Source organism: Cohnella yongneupensis, from assembly GCF_042655785.1.
Classification (GTDB): domain Bacteria; phylum Bacillota; class Bacilli; order Paenibacillales; family Paenibacillaceae; genus Cohnella; species Cohnella yongneupensis.
This window is the reverse complement of the sequence record NZ_JBHSNC010000024.1, coordinates 251,768-270,503: the sequence shown is the minus strand read 5'-3', so window position 1 is coordinate 270,503 and position 18,736 is coordinate 251,768. Positions and strand designations below refer to the sequence as shown.

Here is an 18,736-nt window from a genome sequence, read left to right as displayed (position 1 = left end):
CCTATGAGGTTGGCCAGAAAGTCACTGCTAATCGCATTCTGCTCGGTCGGAGTGATGATCGCAGGCTGCAGCGATTCCAAGCCGGACAATCAAGCCAAGACAACCGATCAGTCCGTGGTGGCGTTCTCGCCGGGCAAGCCGCTCAGCGCATCCTTCTCGGATCCCCGCGTAGAGGGGATGAAGGGGGTAGCCGAGAATGATCAGTTGCGCTTGTTCGCCGACGATCAATCAGGCACGATAGCCGTTCTGAATAAGAAGACCGGCGCGATATGGTATAGCAATCCGCCCGGCAGGGAGTCGGATTCGCTCGCGTCGGGGATTAACAAAGATTTATTGTCCTCACAGATGAGAATAGACTTCTACAATAATTTAGGACAGCTTAGTTCGATTAATTCGTATACGGAAAGCGTTGCCTATAAGCAGATTCAAATGGAACCTATTCCGAACGGCGTCCGAGCGGTTTACCAATTCGGCAAGGCTCAAAAGTCATTCGAAGACATGCCTCAAATGCTTACCAAGGCTAGGTTCGATGAATTGACAAGCAAATTGGACAAAACCGCGCAGCGCGCCATGAAAATCGCATACAAAGAGGATTCCGAGAAGAAGGACATCCTCGTCAGAAACGACAGCGCCTTGCAGGGAATCCAGCTGGACAAGGCGCTCAAAGCTTTCGAAGCTATCGGCTATACGGAAGAAGATTTGAAGAAGGATGCGGCCGCGCTGAATTTGGATCAGACGAAGTCCGAGCCGCGAATATTCCAGGCTTCGATCGAGTATACGTTGGACGCTGATAGTCTCATTGCGAAAATTCCCGTCTCCAGCATCCATTATCCCAAGGAATATCCGGTCAACATGGTTACCATGTTGAGCTTCTTCGGCGCGGAAGGTCCGGATGCGGAGGGCGCATTATTCGTCCCGGACGGTTCGGGATCGCTCATTCGCTTCAACAATGGCAAAACAAGATATCCGTCCTACCAGCAGCTCGTATACGGTGCGGATCAGACGATCGATCGTACCGAGGATGCGGCGAGAGAACAAGATGTCAGGCTGCCGGTATTCGGAATCCTGCGGAAAGACGAAGCGTTTCTCGGCATCATCGAAGAAGGCGCGGCGGAGGCCACGATCAATGCGGACGTCGCCGGCAGACTGAACGGCTACAACTACGTATATCCGAGCTTCAACGTGATCAATAAAGACGAGGTCACCTTGTTCGCGAACGAACAGCAGCGTTCGCTGCCGAAGTTCCAAGAAAATCCGATGAAGACGGATTACGCGGTACGCTATGCTTTTCTAAGCGGAGAAGACGCCTCCTATCAGGGAATGGCGAAATACTACCAGCAATATTTGCAGCAGAAGAACGGACTTCCAAAGCAAAGCGTGGATGCGAAGGAGGATGTCCCGTTCTACTTGCAGCTAGTCGGAAGCATAGACAAGAAGAAGCATCTACTAGGCATTCCTTACAACACGCTGGAATCGCTAACGACTTTCGAACAGGCGGAAAGCATCGTCGCACAGGCGCAGCAACGAGATATCCGCAATTTAAAAGTCAAATTCGCCGGTTGGTTCAACGGAGGACTTGACCACGAAGTGCCGGATCACGTATCGGTAGACAAAGCGGTCGGAGGCAGCAAGGGATTAGAGAAATTCACGGCATTCGCCCAGGAAAAAGGCATTTCCTTCTTCCCGGACGTTGCCCTTCTGGTCGCCAATTCGGGCGCTAGCTTCGATGAGAATGACGACGCTGCAAGAACGCTCCGAGACGATCCTGCGATGTTGTTCCCGATTAACCTTGCGACGAACCGGCGGGACAGGATGAAGCCGCCTTCCTATGTCGTATCGCCACGGCTTGTCGGAGATTACGTGGATACCGTGCTGAAGAGCTTGAAGAACTATAATTCCGGCGGTATTTCGCTGCGGGATATGACCGAATCGCTCAATAGCGACTACCGGAAAAATCAACAAATCGATCGGGTACAGTCCCAGGGAATATCGACCCAATCGTTGTCCAAGATGCGCGATGACCATTTGAGCATCATGGGCAACGGAGGCAACGCCTATGCGCTTCCTTACTTGACGGATATCACTAACGCGCCGATGTCGAACAGCAAATTCAAAATCGAGGACGAATCTATTCCGTTCTATCAAATGGTCCTTCACGGTTATATCGACTATACGGGCACGCCGTACAATTTGAGTACCTATAACGATGTCCAGCAATATGTGCTCAAATGTCTCGAATACGGAGCAGGCGTGTACTTCGAGTGGATCTACGAACCGAACTACAAGGTGAAGGACACGGATTTCGACAGCCTGTATGCCGTTAATTACGAGCTATGGATCGATCAGGCCGCCGAGATTTACAAGGAAGTAAACGGGGTTCTGGGCGATGTTCAGAACCAACGGATCGTCTCCCATGAGAAGCTGGGCGAAGGCGTCTTCAAAACCGTATACGAGAACGGAAAGTACGTCATCGTCAACTATAACCGTTCCGAGGTACAGCTTGACGGAAAGAAGATCGAAGCCGAAAGCTACGTAACGGGCGGTGAGCAATCTTGAGATTAACGACGAAGCTCCGATTTAACCAGAAGACCTACGCGCAGAAGAAAGCCATTTGGGGCTTTATTTACGTCTTGCCATGGCTGTTAGGCTTTCTACTCTTTTTCCTGGTGCCTTTGATCTCTTCTCTGCGATTCAGCTTCAGCAAAATCCAGGCGAATTCCAACGGTATCATTGTCGACTTCATCGGTCTCGACAATTTCAAGGAAGCTTTAACGGTCAACACGAGCTTTAACCGTACCTTGACCGAATCGATCGTCGAAATGGTCGTTAACGTGCCTATTATCGTCATTTTCAGCTTGTTCTTGGCCGTATTGTTAAACCAGAAATTCGTCGGGAGAACGTTGTCGCGCGCGATTTTCTTCCTCCCGGTTATTCTGGCGTCCGGCGTCATTATGGCGCTCGACAGCACAAGCTTGGTTCAGGCGGTCAACGATGCGAATCAAGGCGGCACCGTGTTCAGCGGAGGACTAGGTACGTTCCAGCTCGAGAATATGATGCTGGACGCGGGAGTGAGCGAAAGCATCGTCAACTATTTGACGAGCGCCGTGAGTCGCATCTATCAGATTGTAAGCCAGTCCGGCGTGCAGATTCTTATTTTCCTGGCAGGCATTCAGACGATATCTCCGCAGCTGTACGAGGCATCCAAGATGGAAGGCGCGACCGGGTATGAGGCGTTCTGGAAAATCACGTTCCCGATGGTTAGCCCGCTTATTCTGGTCAACGTGATCTACACCATCATCGATTCGTTCTCGACGAACGCAATGACGGACTTGATCAGGGACACCGGATTCAATTCGTTTAACTTCGGACTAAGCTCCGCGATGGCCTGGATCTACTTCCTGGCGGTGGCCCTGATCCTGCTGATCAGCTCCTATCTGATTTCTAGGAAGGTGTTCTACTATGATTAAAGCGAATTTGAGGAAGCTGGTTGCCTGGCAAATTGCCCGATTGTTATCGTTCGAATCTTGGAAAAGAGGGCTGTGGACGTGTATTCGGCTCGTTCTGATTGCGGGGCTGTCGTTCGTAATCATCTATCCGATTCTTCAAAAAATCGCAACGGCGATCAAGGATAAAACCGATCTATATTCGCCGATCGTCATCTGGATTCCCGAGCATTTCACGTCGGATAATTTCAAGCAGGCGATAAAAATCATGGATTATTGGACGACGCTGGGCAATACGTTCACCCTCTCGGCGATGGTGACGGTCCTGACCGCGATGTCTTGCGCATTCGCAGGCTATGGGTTCGCTCGGCTGAAATTCAAGGGGAGCAACCTGCTATTCGGAGGCGTTATTTTGACGATTCTCGTACCGCCTACGACGATTCTCATTCCGATGTATTTGAACTTGAAAGACTTTTCCTTGATGGGGTTAATTCCTCTGTTCACAGGGAAATCCGTCAATCTGCTCGATACGCAGTGGCCGTTCATTCTGACGTCCTTGACGGCGAATTCGATGAAGGCGGGCTTGTATATCTTCATCTTCCGTCAATTTTTCAGGGGAATTCCGAAAGAGGTCGAAGAAGCCGCCTATATCGATGGCGCCAGCGTCAGCAAGACGTTCACTAAAATCATGCTACCTAACGCGACGCCTTCGATCATCACGGTGCTGCTCTTCTCGTTCGTATGGCAGTGGAATGACAGCTTCTTTACGACGACCTACTTGACGACAAGCAAAGTGATGTCGATCATGCTGTCTTCGCTGCCTTACAATCTGAGGATTATGCTGAACGACGGCGTCTCTTCCGGAGCGGATCCGTTCTATCAGAGCATGGTGCTCGATACGGGCATGCTGCTCGCCATCGCGCCGCTTGTCCTGATTTATATTTTCGTTCAGCGATACTTCGTCGAAAGCGTCGAGCGTACGGGGATCGTCGGTTAATAACAAGCGTTGCGGCAAACAGCCGATTGCGAATGCAGTCGGTTGTTTGCTTATTATCTATAAACTGGCAGGTTGTAGCGGTTTGGTGCGAGCGATAAACTTTCTATGATCCAGAAATTTCCTAAAGGAGGCGCGCCATGACAGAGGTTACTTTGCTAGACGGCGTATTCAAACAATCGCAAAATACGGGGAAAGGCTTCCTGCTTCAATTGGACGTCGATCGGTTGGTCGCGCCTTGCTATGAAGCGGCATCCATCCAACCGAAGGCGCCGCGTTATGGCGGCTGGGAGTCGATGCAAATCGCCGGTCATTCGATCGGTCACTGGCTATCGGCCGTCGCGGCCATGTATGCGGAGACCAAGGACGAGGCGCTGCTGCAAAAACTGACTTATGCGGTAGACGAAATTTCGTTCGTGCAGTCGCACGATGCGGACGGTTACGTGAGCGGGGTTCCGAGGGGATGTTTCGACAACGTCTTCAGCGGCGATTTCGAGGTCAATCACTTCGGTTTGGGCGGGATATGGGTACCGTGGTACAGCATTCATAAAATTTACGCGGGTCTCATAGATGCATACCAGCTAGCCGACATCGAAAAAGCGCTTCAAGCGGTGGTCAAGCTGGCGGACTGGGCGAAGAGAGGCACAGACCGGCTGACAGACGAGCAATTCCAGCGCATGCTGATCTGCGAGCACGGCGGGATGAACGAAGCGATGGCGAGTCTGTATCAGGTGACGGGGAACCGAGATTATTTGGATTTGGCGATCCGGTTTTGCCATCAAGCCATATTGGAGCCGCTGTCCCGCGGGATTGACGAGCTGGATGGCAAGCATGCCAATACGCAAATTCCGAAGGTCATTGGAGCCGCCAAGCTCTATGAAATCACCGGGGAAGAGAAGTATCGGAACATCGCCGAGTTTTTCTGGAACGAGGTGACGAAGAATCGTTCCTATATTTTCGGGGGCAACAGCAACAGCGAGCATTTTAAGGCGAGAAACACGGAGCAGTTGGGCGTCGAGACGGCCGAGACGTGCAACACCTACAACATGCTGAAGCTGACGGAGTATTTGTACCGCTGTTCGCCGAGCGCCGCATACATGGATTTCTATGAACGCGCGTTATACAACCATATTTTGGCTTCGCAAGATCCGGATACGGGCATGAAAACCTACTTCATCTCGACTGAACCCGGTCACCTCAAAGCATATTGCTCCGCGCACGATTCGTTCTGGTGCTGTACCGGCACGGGGATGGAGAATCCGGCACGCTATACGCGCCAGATCTACCATGCGACGGAGGATGCGATATACGTTAACCTGTTCATCGCCTCTAGGGCCGAGTTCGGCCAGCATGGCGCGATCATCCGTCAAGAGACGGCTTTTCCGAGAACAGATACGACAAGACTCGTTGTGGAGAGTGGGCAAAACGCGCTCTTCAAACTGCGAATTCGGGTTCCATATTGGATTAGCGGCGCGGTTACGGCGGTCGTGAACGGTTCCGAAGCTTATACGTGCTCGGATCATGGGTATCTGGAAATCGAGAGAAGCTGGAGCGTCGACGATGAGGTAGAGATTAGGCTTCCAATGAATCTGCACCTCTATCGGGCGAAGGACAACGTGCAGAAGGTCGGGTTCACGTACGGTCCGGTTGTGCTAGCAGGCGCGCTTGGAAGAGAGAAGTTTCCGGAGAGCGATATCGTCGGCGATCAGTTGAAGCTGCATGGGCATCCGACGATCGACGTTCCCATTCTGGTAACGGATAATCCGAATCTTACGCAATGGATTAAGCCCGTTGAAGAATCGCCTTTGACTTTCGTGATCGATGCTGTTGGCCAACCCGGCAATGCGTCGGTGACGCTAATTCCTTTCTACGAATTGCACCATCAGCGTTATACGCTTTATTGGAAAATGATGAACGAGCACGACTATCGGAACTATGCGGATCATGAGAAAGCGAAGCGGGATCGCCTTCGGGCAATCACGGTCGATGTCGTCAAGCCGCACGAGCAGCAGTCCGAGGTCGAACACGGGCTCCGGACGCAAGCATCCAGCTCCGGCTATAACGTATTCGCGCAAGGAAGCTACCGGCAATCGATCGGGGACGGCTATTTCAGTTATCGCATGTCGGTCATCCCGGATCGTGAAGTGTTGCTTCAAGTCGCCTACTTCGGTAACGATGGCGTTCATTACTCGGATGGCCATCGCTATGAACGAGACTTCGACATCGTAATCGATGGACACGCGATTGCGCGTCAAAAGCTAGAGACAGGCAAGCCGGACCAGCTTTTCGACGTGAGCTATGAGATTCCGACCGAGCTTACGAACGGGAAACAGCACGTGGAAGTGAAGTTCGCATCGTCTGCGGTTACGATGGCCGGAGGCGTGTATGGCGTTCGGATGGTCGATCGGCTCGTTATGGAACAATGGAAAGTTTAGAGAGAACGTTGGGGGAGTCCTATGACAATCAAAGATCAGCTTCCGGAGCGATTCCGGAAGCAATTAAAGGAAGAGCTAATATTCTGCGTCAAAACGGATTTACTGCCGGACGGCCGGTTCGGCGAGCAGTGGATCTCGGTAACCGGCCAAGGCGTGACGGTCTGGGAACGAGAAGGTGCTCCGGCGCTTGAGCTGCCGGTCGATGAGCTTAAAGACGCGAGAGCTCTCGGGGCGATCGGCGGAGGTACGTTGCTCGCCGACACGCCCGCGGGACCGGTTGTCGTTGCCCGATATACCGCGGCGCTGTCGCCTGTTTTTAATTTTGTCGCCAAGCTGCTTAGCGCGCTCGCCAAGCACGAGGAGCTGCCGGTCGTCTCCGAGCGTGAGCTCCTGCGTCATTGCCCGACCTGCGGCAACCCGCTTGCGGATGGAACGCAAGTTTGCCAGCTCTGCTTGAACAATGGCAAGCTGGCGGCGCGGATGCTGCGTTATGCCAAGCCTTATAAGCCTCAGATGGCCTGTGCGGCCATTCTGCTCATCTTAACGACGCTAATCGAGCTAATACCTCCTTATCTCACGAAGGTCATCATTGACGATGTGCTTCAGACGCACGATATGGGTTCGACCCTATTGTTCGTTGTTCTCGGGCTCGGCCTGACGATGCTGGTACTGTCCGCCATGCAGACGGTTCGGGGGTTGATCGGCGTATGGGTCGGTTCCAAGCTGATGGGCGATCTTCGCAAAGATATATACGGCTCGCTGATGAGGTTGTCGCTCGCCTTCTTCGACCGCCGGCAAACATCGCAATTCATCGGCCGCGTCAACAACGATGCGGAGTCGATGCGGCAGTTCATGACCGATGGTATTATTTACGTCTGCGGAGAAACGTTGCGCATCATTGCCATCTTCATTGTCCTTCTCAGCATGGACTGGAAGCTGTCGTTGTTCGCGCTGCTGCCCGTGCCGGTCATGATCGCGGTGTCGATGACGATCTGGCCGAAGATCGGCCGGCGATGGTACCAGCAGTGGAGATCTGTCTTCCGGCTGAACACGCTAGTCGGCGATTCGCTGCAAGGCATTCGCGTGGTGAAAGCGTTCGGCAGGGAGCAGGAAGAGATGTCCCGTTACGCCGATGCCAACGTCGCAGTCGTTCGGAACAACATCCGGATCGAGGGACTGTGGCAGTTCATGTTCCCGGCCTTTAATCTTATTGCGGGAATCGGAACGTTGCTGATCTGGTATAACGGTGGCAGCAAGGTGCTTCACGGCGAGATGGAGTTAGGCGCGCTGATGGCGCTCGTGGCCTACCTCGGCATGCTGTTCGGTCCGCTGCAGTGGGTCAGTCAGATGGTTACTTGGGCGGGCAACGCGATGGCGGCGGCTCATCGGGTGTTCGAGATCATGGATACGCCGTCGGAGGTGCCGGACGTCCGCGATCCGGCTCCTATCGGCGTCATTAAAGGCGATGTTCGATTCGAGAACGTCACGTACGGATACGAGAAGCACCATCCGGTGCTCAGGGGGATCGACCTGCAGGTAAAGGCGGGCGAGATGATCGGTCTCGTCGGCCATTCGGGTGCGGGCAAGTCGACGTTCATTAATCTGCTCTGCCGGTTCTACGATACGGATGAAGGTACTCTTCTCATCGATGGCGTTCCAATTCGCGACATCGGCCAATCCGACTTAAGAAAGCAGATCGGCGTCGTCCTACAGGAGACGTTCCTGTTCGACGGCACGATCTCCGACAATATCGCCTACTCCAAACCTGACGCGACGCCGGAGGAGATCATGCGCGCGGCCAAGATCGCCAACGCGCACGATTTCATCGTCCGGCTGCCGGACGGCTACGACACGAGAGTCGGAGAGCGGGGGCATAAGCTGTCCGGCGGCGAGAAGCAGCGCGTGGCGATTGCCCGGGCAATTATACACGACCCGCGCATTCTCATTCTTGATGAGGCGACGGCTTCCGTCGATACCGAGACAGAGCGGCAAATCCAGGAGGCGATTTCTAGGCTCGTCAAAGGGCGAACGACGTTCGCGATCGCGCACCGGCTGTCCACGCTTCGCAACGCGGACAGACTGGTCGTCCTAGAGCGAGGCAAAATCGTCGAGGTCGGCACGCACGAGGAGCTTCTGGATAAGGAAGGCGGCTTCTACCGCAAGCTTGTCGACGCGCAGAAAGAGCTGTCCAAGATCAAGGGGGTCGAGGGCTAATGACGGACGTCTATGATATCCGGATGTTGACGCCGGACAATACGTACTTCAGCCGAGGCAAAGGCGGCGTACTGCAAGGCGTGGTGGAAGGCAAGCCGTACGAGGAGCTTGTCGTGTATCGGGCGTTCCCGTTTCGCTACGCCACCGAATATATTTCGGTTCGCGATCCCAAAGGCGAAGAGCTCGGCATCGTCCGTGACCTCGCGGAGCTTAACGAGGAGAGCGCCGCGGAGCTTACGAAGGAGCTTCAGTTCCGGTACTTTCTTCCGAAGGTCATGCGCGTCGACAGCGTGAAGTTAAAGTCCGAGTTATGGCTATGGGAGCTGCAGACGCACCTGGGGCCGACCCGAATGGCGATGCGGAATCTTCACGAGCATCTCCTCTATCCGGGCGGAGGAAGGATCATTCTGACGGATCTATACGGCAAACGCTGCGAAATTCCAGATTGGCGGGCGCTCGACGCCCATAGCCGGAGACAGCTGGAGGAAGTGCTGTAGGAGCGCGGGTTCGCTTCAGAGGAAACACGATTATTCATTAGGGGAGTGACCAAGGTGGCTTTATTGCAAGTAAGCTATTTTTCTAAATGCATGCGAAGAGAAGTGACGTTCAGCGCGGTGTTGCCGGTGGATAATAGGGAAGCGTCGGCGGGGGCCGTCAGACCGCTAAAGGCGTTGTACCTTCTTCACGGTTATAAAGGCAGCCATACGGATTGGATCAACTGCTCGCCGATTCGGGAATTGTCCGAACGGTATAACGTTGCCGTCTTTATGCCTGCAGGAGATGATCGCTTCTACTTGGACGACGAGGAGAAGGGCGAGATGTGGGGGGAATACACAGGGAACGAGCTTGTGGAGGTTACCCGCCGTATGTTCCCGCTCTCTCGCGACCGTGAGGACACTTGGATTGGCGGCTTGTCCATGGGCGGCTACGGAGCAATTCGGAACGGCTTGAAATACGCGGACCGATTCGGGCGAATTATGGCGTTGTCATCGGCGCTTATTCCTTACACGATTGCGAACATCAAGCCGGGTTATCATAACGGAATCGAAGGCTATGACTACTACAGGAGCGTCTTCGGCGATCTTGATATCCTGCTCGGAAGCGATAAAGATCCGGAGGCGCTGATCCATCGGCTGAAGGAAACGAATTCGCCGATTCCGCAAATCTATATGTCCTGCGGCACCGAGGACTTCTTGCTGGACGTGAACCGCCGTTTCCATCATTTTATGAAACAAGAGCAGGTCGAGCATACGTATTATGAAGGACCGGGAGGCCATACCTGGGAATTCTGGAACGAGACGGTCAGCGATGCGTTGGAACGGGCTAGATAAATAGGAGCGATACGCTGTTGGGCAGGATATTGAATATGCTTTAGAATTATAGTTAGAAGGGTAGTTTAATATTTAGACTGAAGGGGGAGGGCAAAGCAAATGGTTAAATACAGAATGGCAACTCCGAATGAGCGCGATGAATGCATAGATTTAGCCAACTACGCTTTTCGCTTCGATTTTGAAACCCTTATGCCCAAAGCGTATGGAAAGAACGTAGATTCTTCAGCCATGCATATGGTTGCTGCGGATGAGAAAGGCAGGCTGCGCGCGCAGGTGGCCGTTTTGCCAGAGCCTCTGACGGTATGCGACTATACTCTGCGAACCTGCTATTTGGGTACCGTATCGGTCCATCCACGCGCGCGTGGCGAAGGGCATATGAAGGTGCTCATGAACATGTGGCTAGGAGAACTGCGCAATACGTATGATATGGTCGTATTATATGGCCAGCGACAGAGATATGAGTATTTTGGCTTCACTCTTGGCGGTGTAAAGTTCAAGTATTTCGTGGGAGAGGCCAACGTGCGCCATGCCTTAAGACATGCGAACGACACAGGAATATCCTTCTGCCCGTTATTCGAGGTTGTAGGAGCAGAATCTTTTGCGCATAGCATTAACACCTCGCGGCATGCTTATATTGAACGCAACGTACAGCAATTGCCGCTTATTTTCAACACCCTCCATCAAAAAGCGCTGGGCGTTCTGGATGAAGGCATGTTGATAGGGTATCTGATCGTAAACGAAGCAGGAGATGAAATATCTGAATTCGCGATGAAAAATACGGACGATATTTCGCGATCTATCAAGGCTTATAAGGAATATAGCAGAGCAGAGCGGATTTCTATTTATACGCCGGAATATGACATTCCCCTGAATACGACTCTTGGCAGCATTGCAGAAGATTATGTTATCGAGACATCTGATATGTATCATATTCTTGATTTTGCCAATGTATTGAAAGCTTATCTGACGCTTAAGTTTAAGACCACAGGGATTGTCCAGGGGGAATTCTCCGCGGTCATGGACGGTCAGCCGATTACCGCGCGAGTGGATGCGAGTGGCGTGACTGTCGAGCGGTCTGCTAAGCCCGATGCAGTTGTCCTTAATAAGCAGCAGGCTCAGGCGCTGCTGCTTACACAACACAGTCGTTATATGGCAATTACTGCGCCCGTAGGATGGTTTCCGCTACCCCTATTCTGGTACAAGATAGACAAATTCTGACTAATCCAACTAATCGCGATAACCCCAAATAAGCCAATAAAAAAAGCCTGAGGCGAGCACTTAAGAGTCTGCCTCTGGCTTTTTCCTATTTCCGGAGATATTGCTCGTATGACTGGTCGTTATGTATCTTAAGTAAATCAGTTGTTTATTCCGTCCTATTTCCTGATCAAGGATATGCACTTTCTGAATAATTTCTGGGTCTATGTCATTCCCTGGTTGATCATCGCGTTCAATATGAACGTCATTCGAACTTATCTCGAAACACCTATAGAATGACAGGTTGCGGCTGCAGGTCAGGGTCGCTACATTTGGAGTGGGCCTACTTGTCTTTGTTGGACTAAATCCACACAGAATGAAAGGGGACAGGGACTATGGATGAGGCTGCAAGACGCAATAGACTTTGGTATAAACAACCGGCAAATGATTGGAATGAAGCATTGCCGATCGGCAATGGACGCCTGGGTGCCATGGTTTTCGGAAACGTAAATAATGAACGATTTCAATTGAACGAGGACTCGTTGTGGTATGGGGGACCGAGAGATCGTAACAATCGGGATGCCCTTCCGAATCTTCCCAAGATCAGGGAGCTGATTCTGGCTGGCAAGCCTCGGGAAGCCCAAGAGCTGGCGTGCATGTCCATGTCGGGAATTCCCGAATCGCAACGGCATTATGCGCCTTTGGGCGATCTGCAGCTGAAATTTGCATCGTCCGATTGTTCTCCCGAAGATTATAGAAGGGAGCTGGATTTACATAGCGGATTGGTGAGAATCTCCTATACGCAAGAAGGGGTTCGTTACACCCGCGAAGCGTTCGCCAGTTACCCGGATCAAGTCATCGTCATTCGGCTGACGGTGGATCAACCGGGACGGCTGACCTTCCGGGCAAGATGGGATCGCCAGCATTATAGATATTTGGACGGAATCGAACCATGGGGATCGGACGGATTCATGATGTCAGGGAACGGCGGCGGGGAAGGCGGAGTCGCATTCCGTGCCGTAATGAAGGCCGTTGCGCGAGGGGGAAGCTGCCGCACGATCGGGGAATATTTGCTGGTCGATCAGGCGGACGAGGTCACTCTAATCCTAGCGGCAAGCACGTCTTTCCGTTCGCCGGACCCGGAGCAAGCAAGCAAGACCGTCATTGCGTCCGTAGCGCAGAAATCGTACGCGGAGCTGCTCGAAAGACATGTATCGGATTATCGTTCTCTATTTGCGCGCGTGGAACTGGAGATCAAGAACCCGGACGGTGACAAGGATGCGCTTGCAACGGACGAGAGACTGGCCGGAATCGGGCAGGGACAGGACGATCCGGGGCTAGTGTCCTTATACTTTCAATTCGGACGTTATCTTCTCATCTCCTCCAGTCGACCGGGGGCGCTGCCGGCGAATCTTCAGGGAATCTGGAATCCCCATTTTCTGCCGCCGTGGGACAGCAAGTTCACGATCAATATTAATACCGAGATGAATTACTGGCTGGCGGAAAATTGCAATCTCGCGGAGTGTCACCTTCCCTTGTTCGAAATGATCGAAAGAATGCGAGAGCCGGGAAGCGTGACGGCGGCGGTCATGTACGGATGCCGCGGGTTTACCGCGCACCACAACACGGATCTTTGGGCGGACACGGCGCCGCAGGATACGTATCCGCCCGCGACTTACTGGCCGATGGGCGCGGCCTGGCTCTGTCTTCATCTCTGGGAACATTACGAATTCGGCAGAGACGAAGCGTTTTTGATCCAGGTCTATCCGACCATGAAGGAAGCGGCTCGATTTTTGCTGGACTACCTGATTGAAGGGGAAGGCGGACAGCTGATCACGTGTCCTTCGGTATCTCCGGAGAATACCTACGTGCTACCCAGCGGTGAAACGGGAGTCCTATGCGCAGGCGCCTCTATGGATTTCCAAATTATCCGAGCCTTGTTCGACGCCTGCATGGCAAGCGCCCGAATCCTTGGGATCGACGAGCCTTTTAACGGGGAACTGGCAACCGCCTTGAGCAAGCTCCCGCAGCCGGCTATCGGCAAGCATGGTCAGATCCAGGAGTGGTTGGAAGATTACGAGGAAGCGGAGCCCGGGCACCGGCACATCTCTCACTTGTTCGGGCTATATCCCGGGGAGCAGTTCACGCCGGAGAAGACGCCGGGTTTGGCTGCCGCCGCAAGGGTTACCCTCGAGAGACGATTGGCACACGGAGGCGGGCATACCGGCTGGAGCCGAGCATGGATCATCAACTTCTGGGCGCGCCTTCGAGATGCGGACAAGGCTCATGAGAACGTACGGGCGCTACTCTCCCAATCCACGCTGCCCAACTTGCTCGATAACCATCCACCGTTCCAGATCGACGGGAACTTCGGCGGGACGGCCGGAATCGCCGAGATGCTGCTGCAAAGCCATTCGGGCATACTCCATCTGCTTCCCGCATGGCCGGCGGCATGGGGGAACGGTCGCGTCCGCGGCCTTCGGGCCCGAGGCGGCTATACGGTGGACATGGTTTGGGAGCAAGGACGGCTTCAGCAGGCGGTAATTACAGCCGCGCGTACCGGAATGTGCCGCATTCGGGGGATCGGTGCGGACGTCGTTGAACTACTCGCAGAAGCGGGACAAAGCTATACGCTGTTGCAAGGGGCGAACGGTAAACTTTTGGTTATCAATGAATAGGGGGAAGAATCATATGGCGCAACAGAACCATACAAATGACATTCCGAAGCTGCAGGAAGCTTTCAAGCAGCACTTCCGGATCGGCGCGGCGGTGAATCCGATTACGTTGAATACGCAATCGGAGCTGCTCAAGCATCATTTCAACAGCGTGACGGCAGAAAATGAAATGAAGTTCGAAAGGTTGCAACCTGTTGAGGGCACGTATACGTTCACGGCGGCGGACCGGTTGGTCGATTTTGCGGCTGCGAATGGAATGGGGGTTAGAGGTCATACCCTCGTATGGCATAATCAGACTCCGCAGTGGATGTTCGAGAACCGGGAAGGCAGCGCGGTCGACCGCGAGACGCTGCTCGCGCGAATGCAAGCCCATATCGAGACGGTCGTCTCGCGCTACAAGGGGATGATCTACGCATGGGACGTCGTGAACGAAGCGATATCCGACAACAGCGGGGAGCTGCTGCGTCCGTCCAAGTGGCTCGACATCGTCGGCGAGGACTTCATAGCCAAAGCGTTCGAATTCGCCCATGCGGCGGATCCGAAGGCGTTGCTCTTCTATAACGATTACAACGAGTCCGTTCCCGAGAAGAGAGAGAAGATCTACGAACTGGTCCGGTCGCTCAAGGAGAAGGGCGTACCGATTCATGGCGTGGGGCTTCAAGCCCATTGGAACTTGGAGCATCCGTCCGTCGACGATATTCGCGAGGCGATCGAGAGGTATGCAAGTCTCGGAATGAAGCTGCACATTACGGAGCTGGACGTATCCGTATTCCAGTTCGAGGATCGTCGAACCGATCTAACGGAACCGACGGACGAGATGCTTGCAAGACAGGCGGAGCGATATCGGCAGTTTTTCCAGCTCTTCAAGGAATATAGCGAACATATTGATTCCGTGACCTTCTGGGGCGCCGCCGACGATTATACTTGGTTGGATCATTTTCCCGTGCGCGGTCGCAAAAACTGGCCGTTTCTCTTTGACGGGAACCATCGGCCGAAGCAATCGTTGTGGGATGTCATCGACTTGGCGCGTTCATGAAAGGTGTGATCGAGATGAACACGACGACAATCACAAACCCTATCCTATGGGCGGATGTCCCGGATCCGAGCGTTATCCGGGTGGGGAGCGCCTACTACATGGTCAGTACGAGCATGCATTCGATGCCCGGCTGTCCGATCATGAAGTCGACGGATTTGATGCATTGGGAGATCGTGAATTACCTCTATGATACGTTTGAGGATAACGATGCGCACAACCTGTTGGACGGAAAGGGAATATACAGTGCAGGCTCATGGGCGACAAGCTTGCGTTATCATGAGGGAATATTTTACGTATGCTTCTCGAGCAACGACATGCAGCGGTTCTATGTGTATCGGACGACGGATATCGAGAACGGACGGTGGGAACGTTCTGTCATTAAAGGGCTTCATCACGATCCGGCCTTGTTATTCGACGATGGACGCGTCTTCGTCTTCCACGGTAACGGAGATATCCGCATAACGGAGTTTACAGCCGATGTGACCGCGCGCAAGCCGGGCGGCATCGATCAGCTCCTGCTCGAGACGGAGCGCGACGGCATCGGGCTGCGATGCGAAGGCTGTCATGCGTATAAGCTCAACGGCTATTATTACTTGTTCTTCATCGATTGGCCGCGCTTCGGCCACGGGCGTCGAAGAGTGAACGTCTATCGGTCGCGGGAGCTTCTCGGACCCTACGAGAACAAAATCGTACTCGACGACGACATGGGCTATTTCAATAACGGCGTCGCGCAAGGCGGCATCGTCGATACGCCGTCGGGCGAGTGGTTCGCCTTGCTATTCCAGGATCACGGTTCCGTTGGAAGAATTCCTTGCGTCGTCCCCGTGACCTGGGAGCAGGATTGGCCGATTCTTGGCATAGACGGTAAGGTACCGCAAACGTTCGAGGTGCCGTTGCCGAGCTCGGAGCCCAAACCGCTGATCATCAGCGACGAGTTCGATTACTTGGAGAACAAGCTGGCCTTGAACTGGCAGTGGAACCATAACCCGGACAATCGGCTTTGGTCCGTTACGGCACGTCCGGGCTTCCTACGCCTCACGACGGGCTATATCGCCCGCAGCGTCGAATATGCCCGCAATACGTTAACGCAGCGAACGGAAGGTCCTGCGTGCATCGGATCGACAATGTTGGATTTGTCCGGCATGAAGCCGGGCGACCACGCTGGTCTTGTCGCCTTGCAGAGCAACTTCGGAACCGTCGGCATTCAGATCGCGGACAACGGCGACCGCTATGTGACGATGTGCGTAAAACAAGACGGCAATGAAGAAGCGATCGATCGCATCCGGTACGAAGCTCGCTGGATTTACCTTAGAATCGACTTCAATTTCGCGGACAACATCGATATCGCGCATTTCTATTATTCCGAGAACGGAGAAACATGGAATCCGATAGGCCGGCCGTTACAAATGAAGTATACGCTGGATCATTTCATGGGATATCGGATCGGGTTATTCAACTACGCGACCAAGCAAATCGGCGGAATCGTCGATATCGATTACTTCCGTTTCGCCAAGCTGGAGGCTGCCCAATGACGACCAAAGAGGAGGTTCTCTAAACATGAAATACAGACGCGTTGGCAATAGCGGTATCAAAGTAAGCGAGATCGGGCTCGGAAGCTGGCTGACCTACGGGACGGCATACGAGCAACAGGCGGCGGACGAGTGCGTGCGGACGGCGTTCGAGAACGGCATTAACTTCTTCGATACGGCGAACGCTTATAACGGCGGAGCCGGGGAACAAGCGCTGGGCGCCGCGCTGAAGCCTTACAGCCGGTCGAGCTACGTATTATCGACGAAGGTATTTTTCCGAATGGGCCCGGGTCCCAATGACTGCGGGTTGTCCCGCAAGCACATCATGGAGCAATGCGACGCTAGCTTGAAGAGGCTCGGCACCGACTATATCGACATCTACTTCTGTCACCGATACGATAACGAAACGCCCCTCGAAGAGACGCTTCGTGCGCTGGACGATCTAACGGCGCAAGGCAAAATCCTGTATGCGGCGGTCAGCGAATGGAGTGCCGACCAAATCACCGACGCGATCGGTGTCGGCAGACGGTGGAACCTGCGTCCGCTAGTCTCCAATCAACCGATCTACAATATGTTCGAGCGGTACATCGAGCGAGAAGTGCTACCGGTCAGCGAAAGCGCGGGAATCGGTCAAATCGTATTCTCGCCGCTCGCCCAAGGGATTCTGACCGGCAAGTATAAAACCGCGGATGCGCTTCCCTCGGACAGCCGCGCGGCGAACACGTCCGTCAACGGAGTCGTCAAAAGCTATTTAAGAGACGATGTCCTGGCGTGCGTCGGAGAACTGGAAGGCTTGGCGGAGCAAGCCGGCATCTCGCTCGCTCAGCTGTCGCTGGCCTGGGTGCTGCGCCACCCTGGCGTCAGCTCCGCCTTGATCGGCGCGAGCCGCTCATCGCAAATTATCGAGAACGTGAAAGCCGTCGACGTTGTATTGACGGCGGATCTCGTAGGCGAAATCGACCGGGTGTTGAAGCAGGTCGAGGGCTTCGCGCCGATGCGGTAGCCTTCAAGAACTATCGCGAGAGTAACCGCAGGTTCATCCAGGAAGGGGAAGAGATATGAGCTCGAATAGCTATGATTCAAAATTGCAAATAGCTCCGGAAGGGTATGACCAGTACAGGGAAAACATTGCCCGCGGCAATATGACAACGGTTGAATATTTCTCTACGACAGTCGGCAACAGACGCAAAGCGATGATTTACTTCCCTCCGGAATATTCCGAAAATCAAACGTATAACGTACTCTATCTACTGCACGGTATCGGGGGGGACGAAGCAGAATGGTACAACCATGCCAATCCGCAAGTGATCCTCGATAATTTGTATGCGGACCGTAAGCTTGCGCCAATGATCGTGGTTCTGCCCAACGGTCGTGCAATGCCGTACGACCGGGCGGAAGGCGATTTGTTCGAATCCGACAAATTAAAGGCATTCGAGGATTTCGAATCCGACTTGCTTCATGATCTCATTCCTTATGTGGAATCGAACTATTCGGTACTGAGGGGGAGAGAGAACCGCGCTATTGCAGGCTTATCGATGGGGGGAGGGCAATCGTTGAATATCGGTTTAGGTAATCTCGACCGGTTCGCTTGGATCGGCGGATTCTCTTCCGCACCCAACACGAAGCTACCCGAGCTGCTCGTCCCGAACCCGGAAGAAGCGTCGGCGATTCTCCGCCTACTCTGGCTATCATGCGGCGTGCTGGACAATCTCAAGTATGTCAGCGATCGGACGCATGCATATCTGACATTGCATAATGTGCCTCATATTTGGTACGAGGAGAGCGGCGGACACGATTGGCCGGTATGGAAAAACGATTTGTACCATTTTTCGAAGCTCATTTTTCAATAATCCGTCTATCGCGGATATGAAGTTATGTTATTGAA

General features: G+C 53.5%; 13 protein-coding genes. All 13 read left to right on the top strand.

The annotated features are described in order from the left end of the window. Positions 1-3 precede the first annotated feature (3 nt). The 13 genes from ACFPQ4_RS08405 (at position 4) to ACFPQ4_RS08345 (ending at position 18,701) form a co-directional block, all read left to right on the top strand. A complete protein-coding gene (locus tag ACFPQ4_RS08405) occupies positions 4-2,556 on the top strand; it encodes a DUF5696 domain-containing protein (protein WP_378111342.1) in 2,553 nt (850 codons plus the stop codon). Continuing rightward, the gene (locus ACFPQ4_RS08400; RefSeq protein WP_378111341.1) at positions 2,553-3,467 is read left to right on the top strand and encodes a carbohydrate ABC transporter permease; all 915 of its coding nucleotides are present in this window, start codon (positions 2,553-2,555) and stop codon (positions 3,465-3,467) included. The genes ACFPQ4_RS08405 and ACFPQ4_RS08400 overlap by 4 nt, the downstream gene beginning before the upstream one ends. Next, positions 3,460-4,440 (top strand): carbohydrate ABC transporter permease, encoded by a 981-nt coding sequence (locus tag ACFPQ4_RS08395; RefSeq protein WP_378111340.1) that lies wholly within the window; start codon positions 3,460-3,462, stop codon positions 4,438-4,440. The genes ACFPQ4_RS08400 and ACFPQ4_RS08395 overlap by 8 nt, the downstream gene beginning before the upstream one ends. Before the next feature lie 137 nt (positions 4,441-4,577). Continuing rightward, positions 4,578-6,872: a beta-L-arabinofuranosidase domain-containing protein gene (locus ACFPQ4_RS08390; protein WP_378111339.1), complete on the top strand. Its 2,295-nt coding sequence runs from the start codon at positions 4,578-4,580 to the stop codon at positions 6,870-6,872. 21 nt (positions 6,873-6,893) lie between these two features. Then, positions 6,894-9,086 carry an ABC transporter ATP-binding protein gene (locus ACFPQ4_RS08385; protein ID WP_378111337.1) on the top strand — a complete coding sequence of 731 codons (2,193 nt, stop codon included), beginning with the start codon at positions 6,894-6,896 and terminating at the stop codon, positions 9,084-9,086. Next, the gene (locus ACFPQ4_RS08380) at positions 9,086-9,583 is read left to right on the top strand and encodes a DUF1854 domain-containing protein (RefSeq protein WP_378111336.1); all 498 of its coding nucleotides are present in this window, start codon (positions 9,086-9,088) and stop codon (positions 9,581-9,583) included. The genes ACFPQ4_RS08385 and ACFPQ4_RS08380 overlap by 1 nt, the downstream gene beginning before the upstream one ends. Positions 9,584-9,637: 54 nt before the next feature. After that, positions 9,638-10,417 carry an alpha/beta hydrolase gene (locus ACFPQ4_RS08375; RefSeq protein WP_378111335.1) on the top strand — a complete coding sequence of 260 codons (780 nt, stop codon included), beginning with the start codon at positions 9,638-9,640 and terminating at the stop codon, positions 10,415-10,417. 99 nt (positions 10,418-10,516) lie between these two features. Further along, entirely contained in the window at positions 10,517-11,635 is a 1,119-nt protein-coding gene (locus ACFPQ4_RS08370; RefSeq protein ID WP_378111334.1) for a GNAT family N-acetyltransferase, read from the top strand. A gap of 371 nt (positions 11,636-12,006) precedes the next feature. Next, entirely contained in the window at positions 12,007-14,289 is a 2,283-nt protein-coding gene (locus ACFPQ4_RS08365; RefSeq protein ID WP_378111333.1) for a glycoside hydrolase family 95 protein, read from the top strand. A gap of 13 nt (positions 14,290-14,302) precedes the next feature. Continuing rightward, the gene (locus tag ACFPQ4_RS08360; protein WP_378111332.1) at positions 14,303-15,322 is read left to right on the top strand and encodes an endo-1,4-beta-xylanase; all 1,020 of its coding nucleotides are present in this window, start codon (positions 14,303-14,305) and stop codon (positions 15,320-15,322) included. 14 nt (positions 15,323-15,336) lie between these two features. Then, positions 15,337-16,854 (top strand): glycoside hydrolase family 43 protein, encoded by a 1,518-nt coding sequence (locus tag ACFPQ4_RS08355; RefSeq protein ID WP_378111331.1) that lies wholly within the window; start codon positions 15,337-15,339, stop codon positions 16,852-16,854. 25 nt (positions 16,855-16,879) lie between these two features. Then, on the top strand, positions 16,880-17,854 hold the full coding sequence (locus ACFPQ4_RS08350; RefSeq protein WP_378111330.1) for an aldo/keto reductase family protein: 975 nt from the start codon (positions 16,880-16,882) through the stop codon (positions 17,852-17,854). A gap of 55 nt (positions 17,855-17,909) precedes the next feature. Further along, the gene (locus ACFPQ4_RS08345; protein WP_378111329.1) at positions 17,910-18,701 is read left to right on the top strand and encodes an alpha/beta hydrolase; all 792 of its coding nucleotides are present in this window, start codon (positions 17,910-17,912) and stop codon (positions 18,699-18,701) included. Positions 18,702-18,736 lie beyond the last annotated feature (35 nt).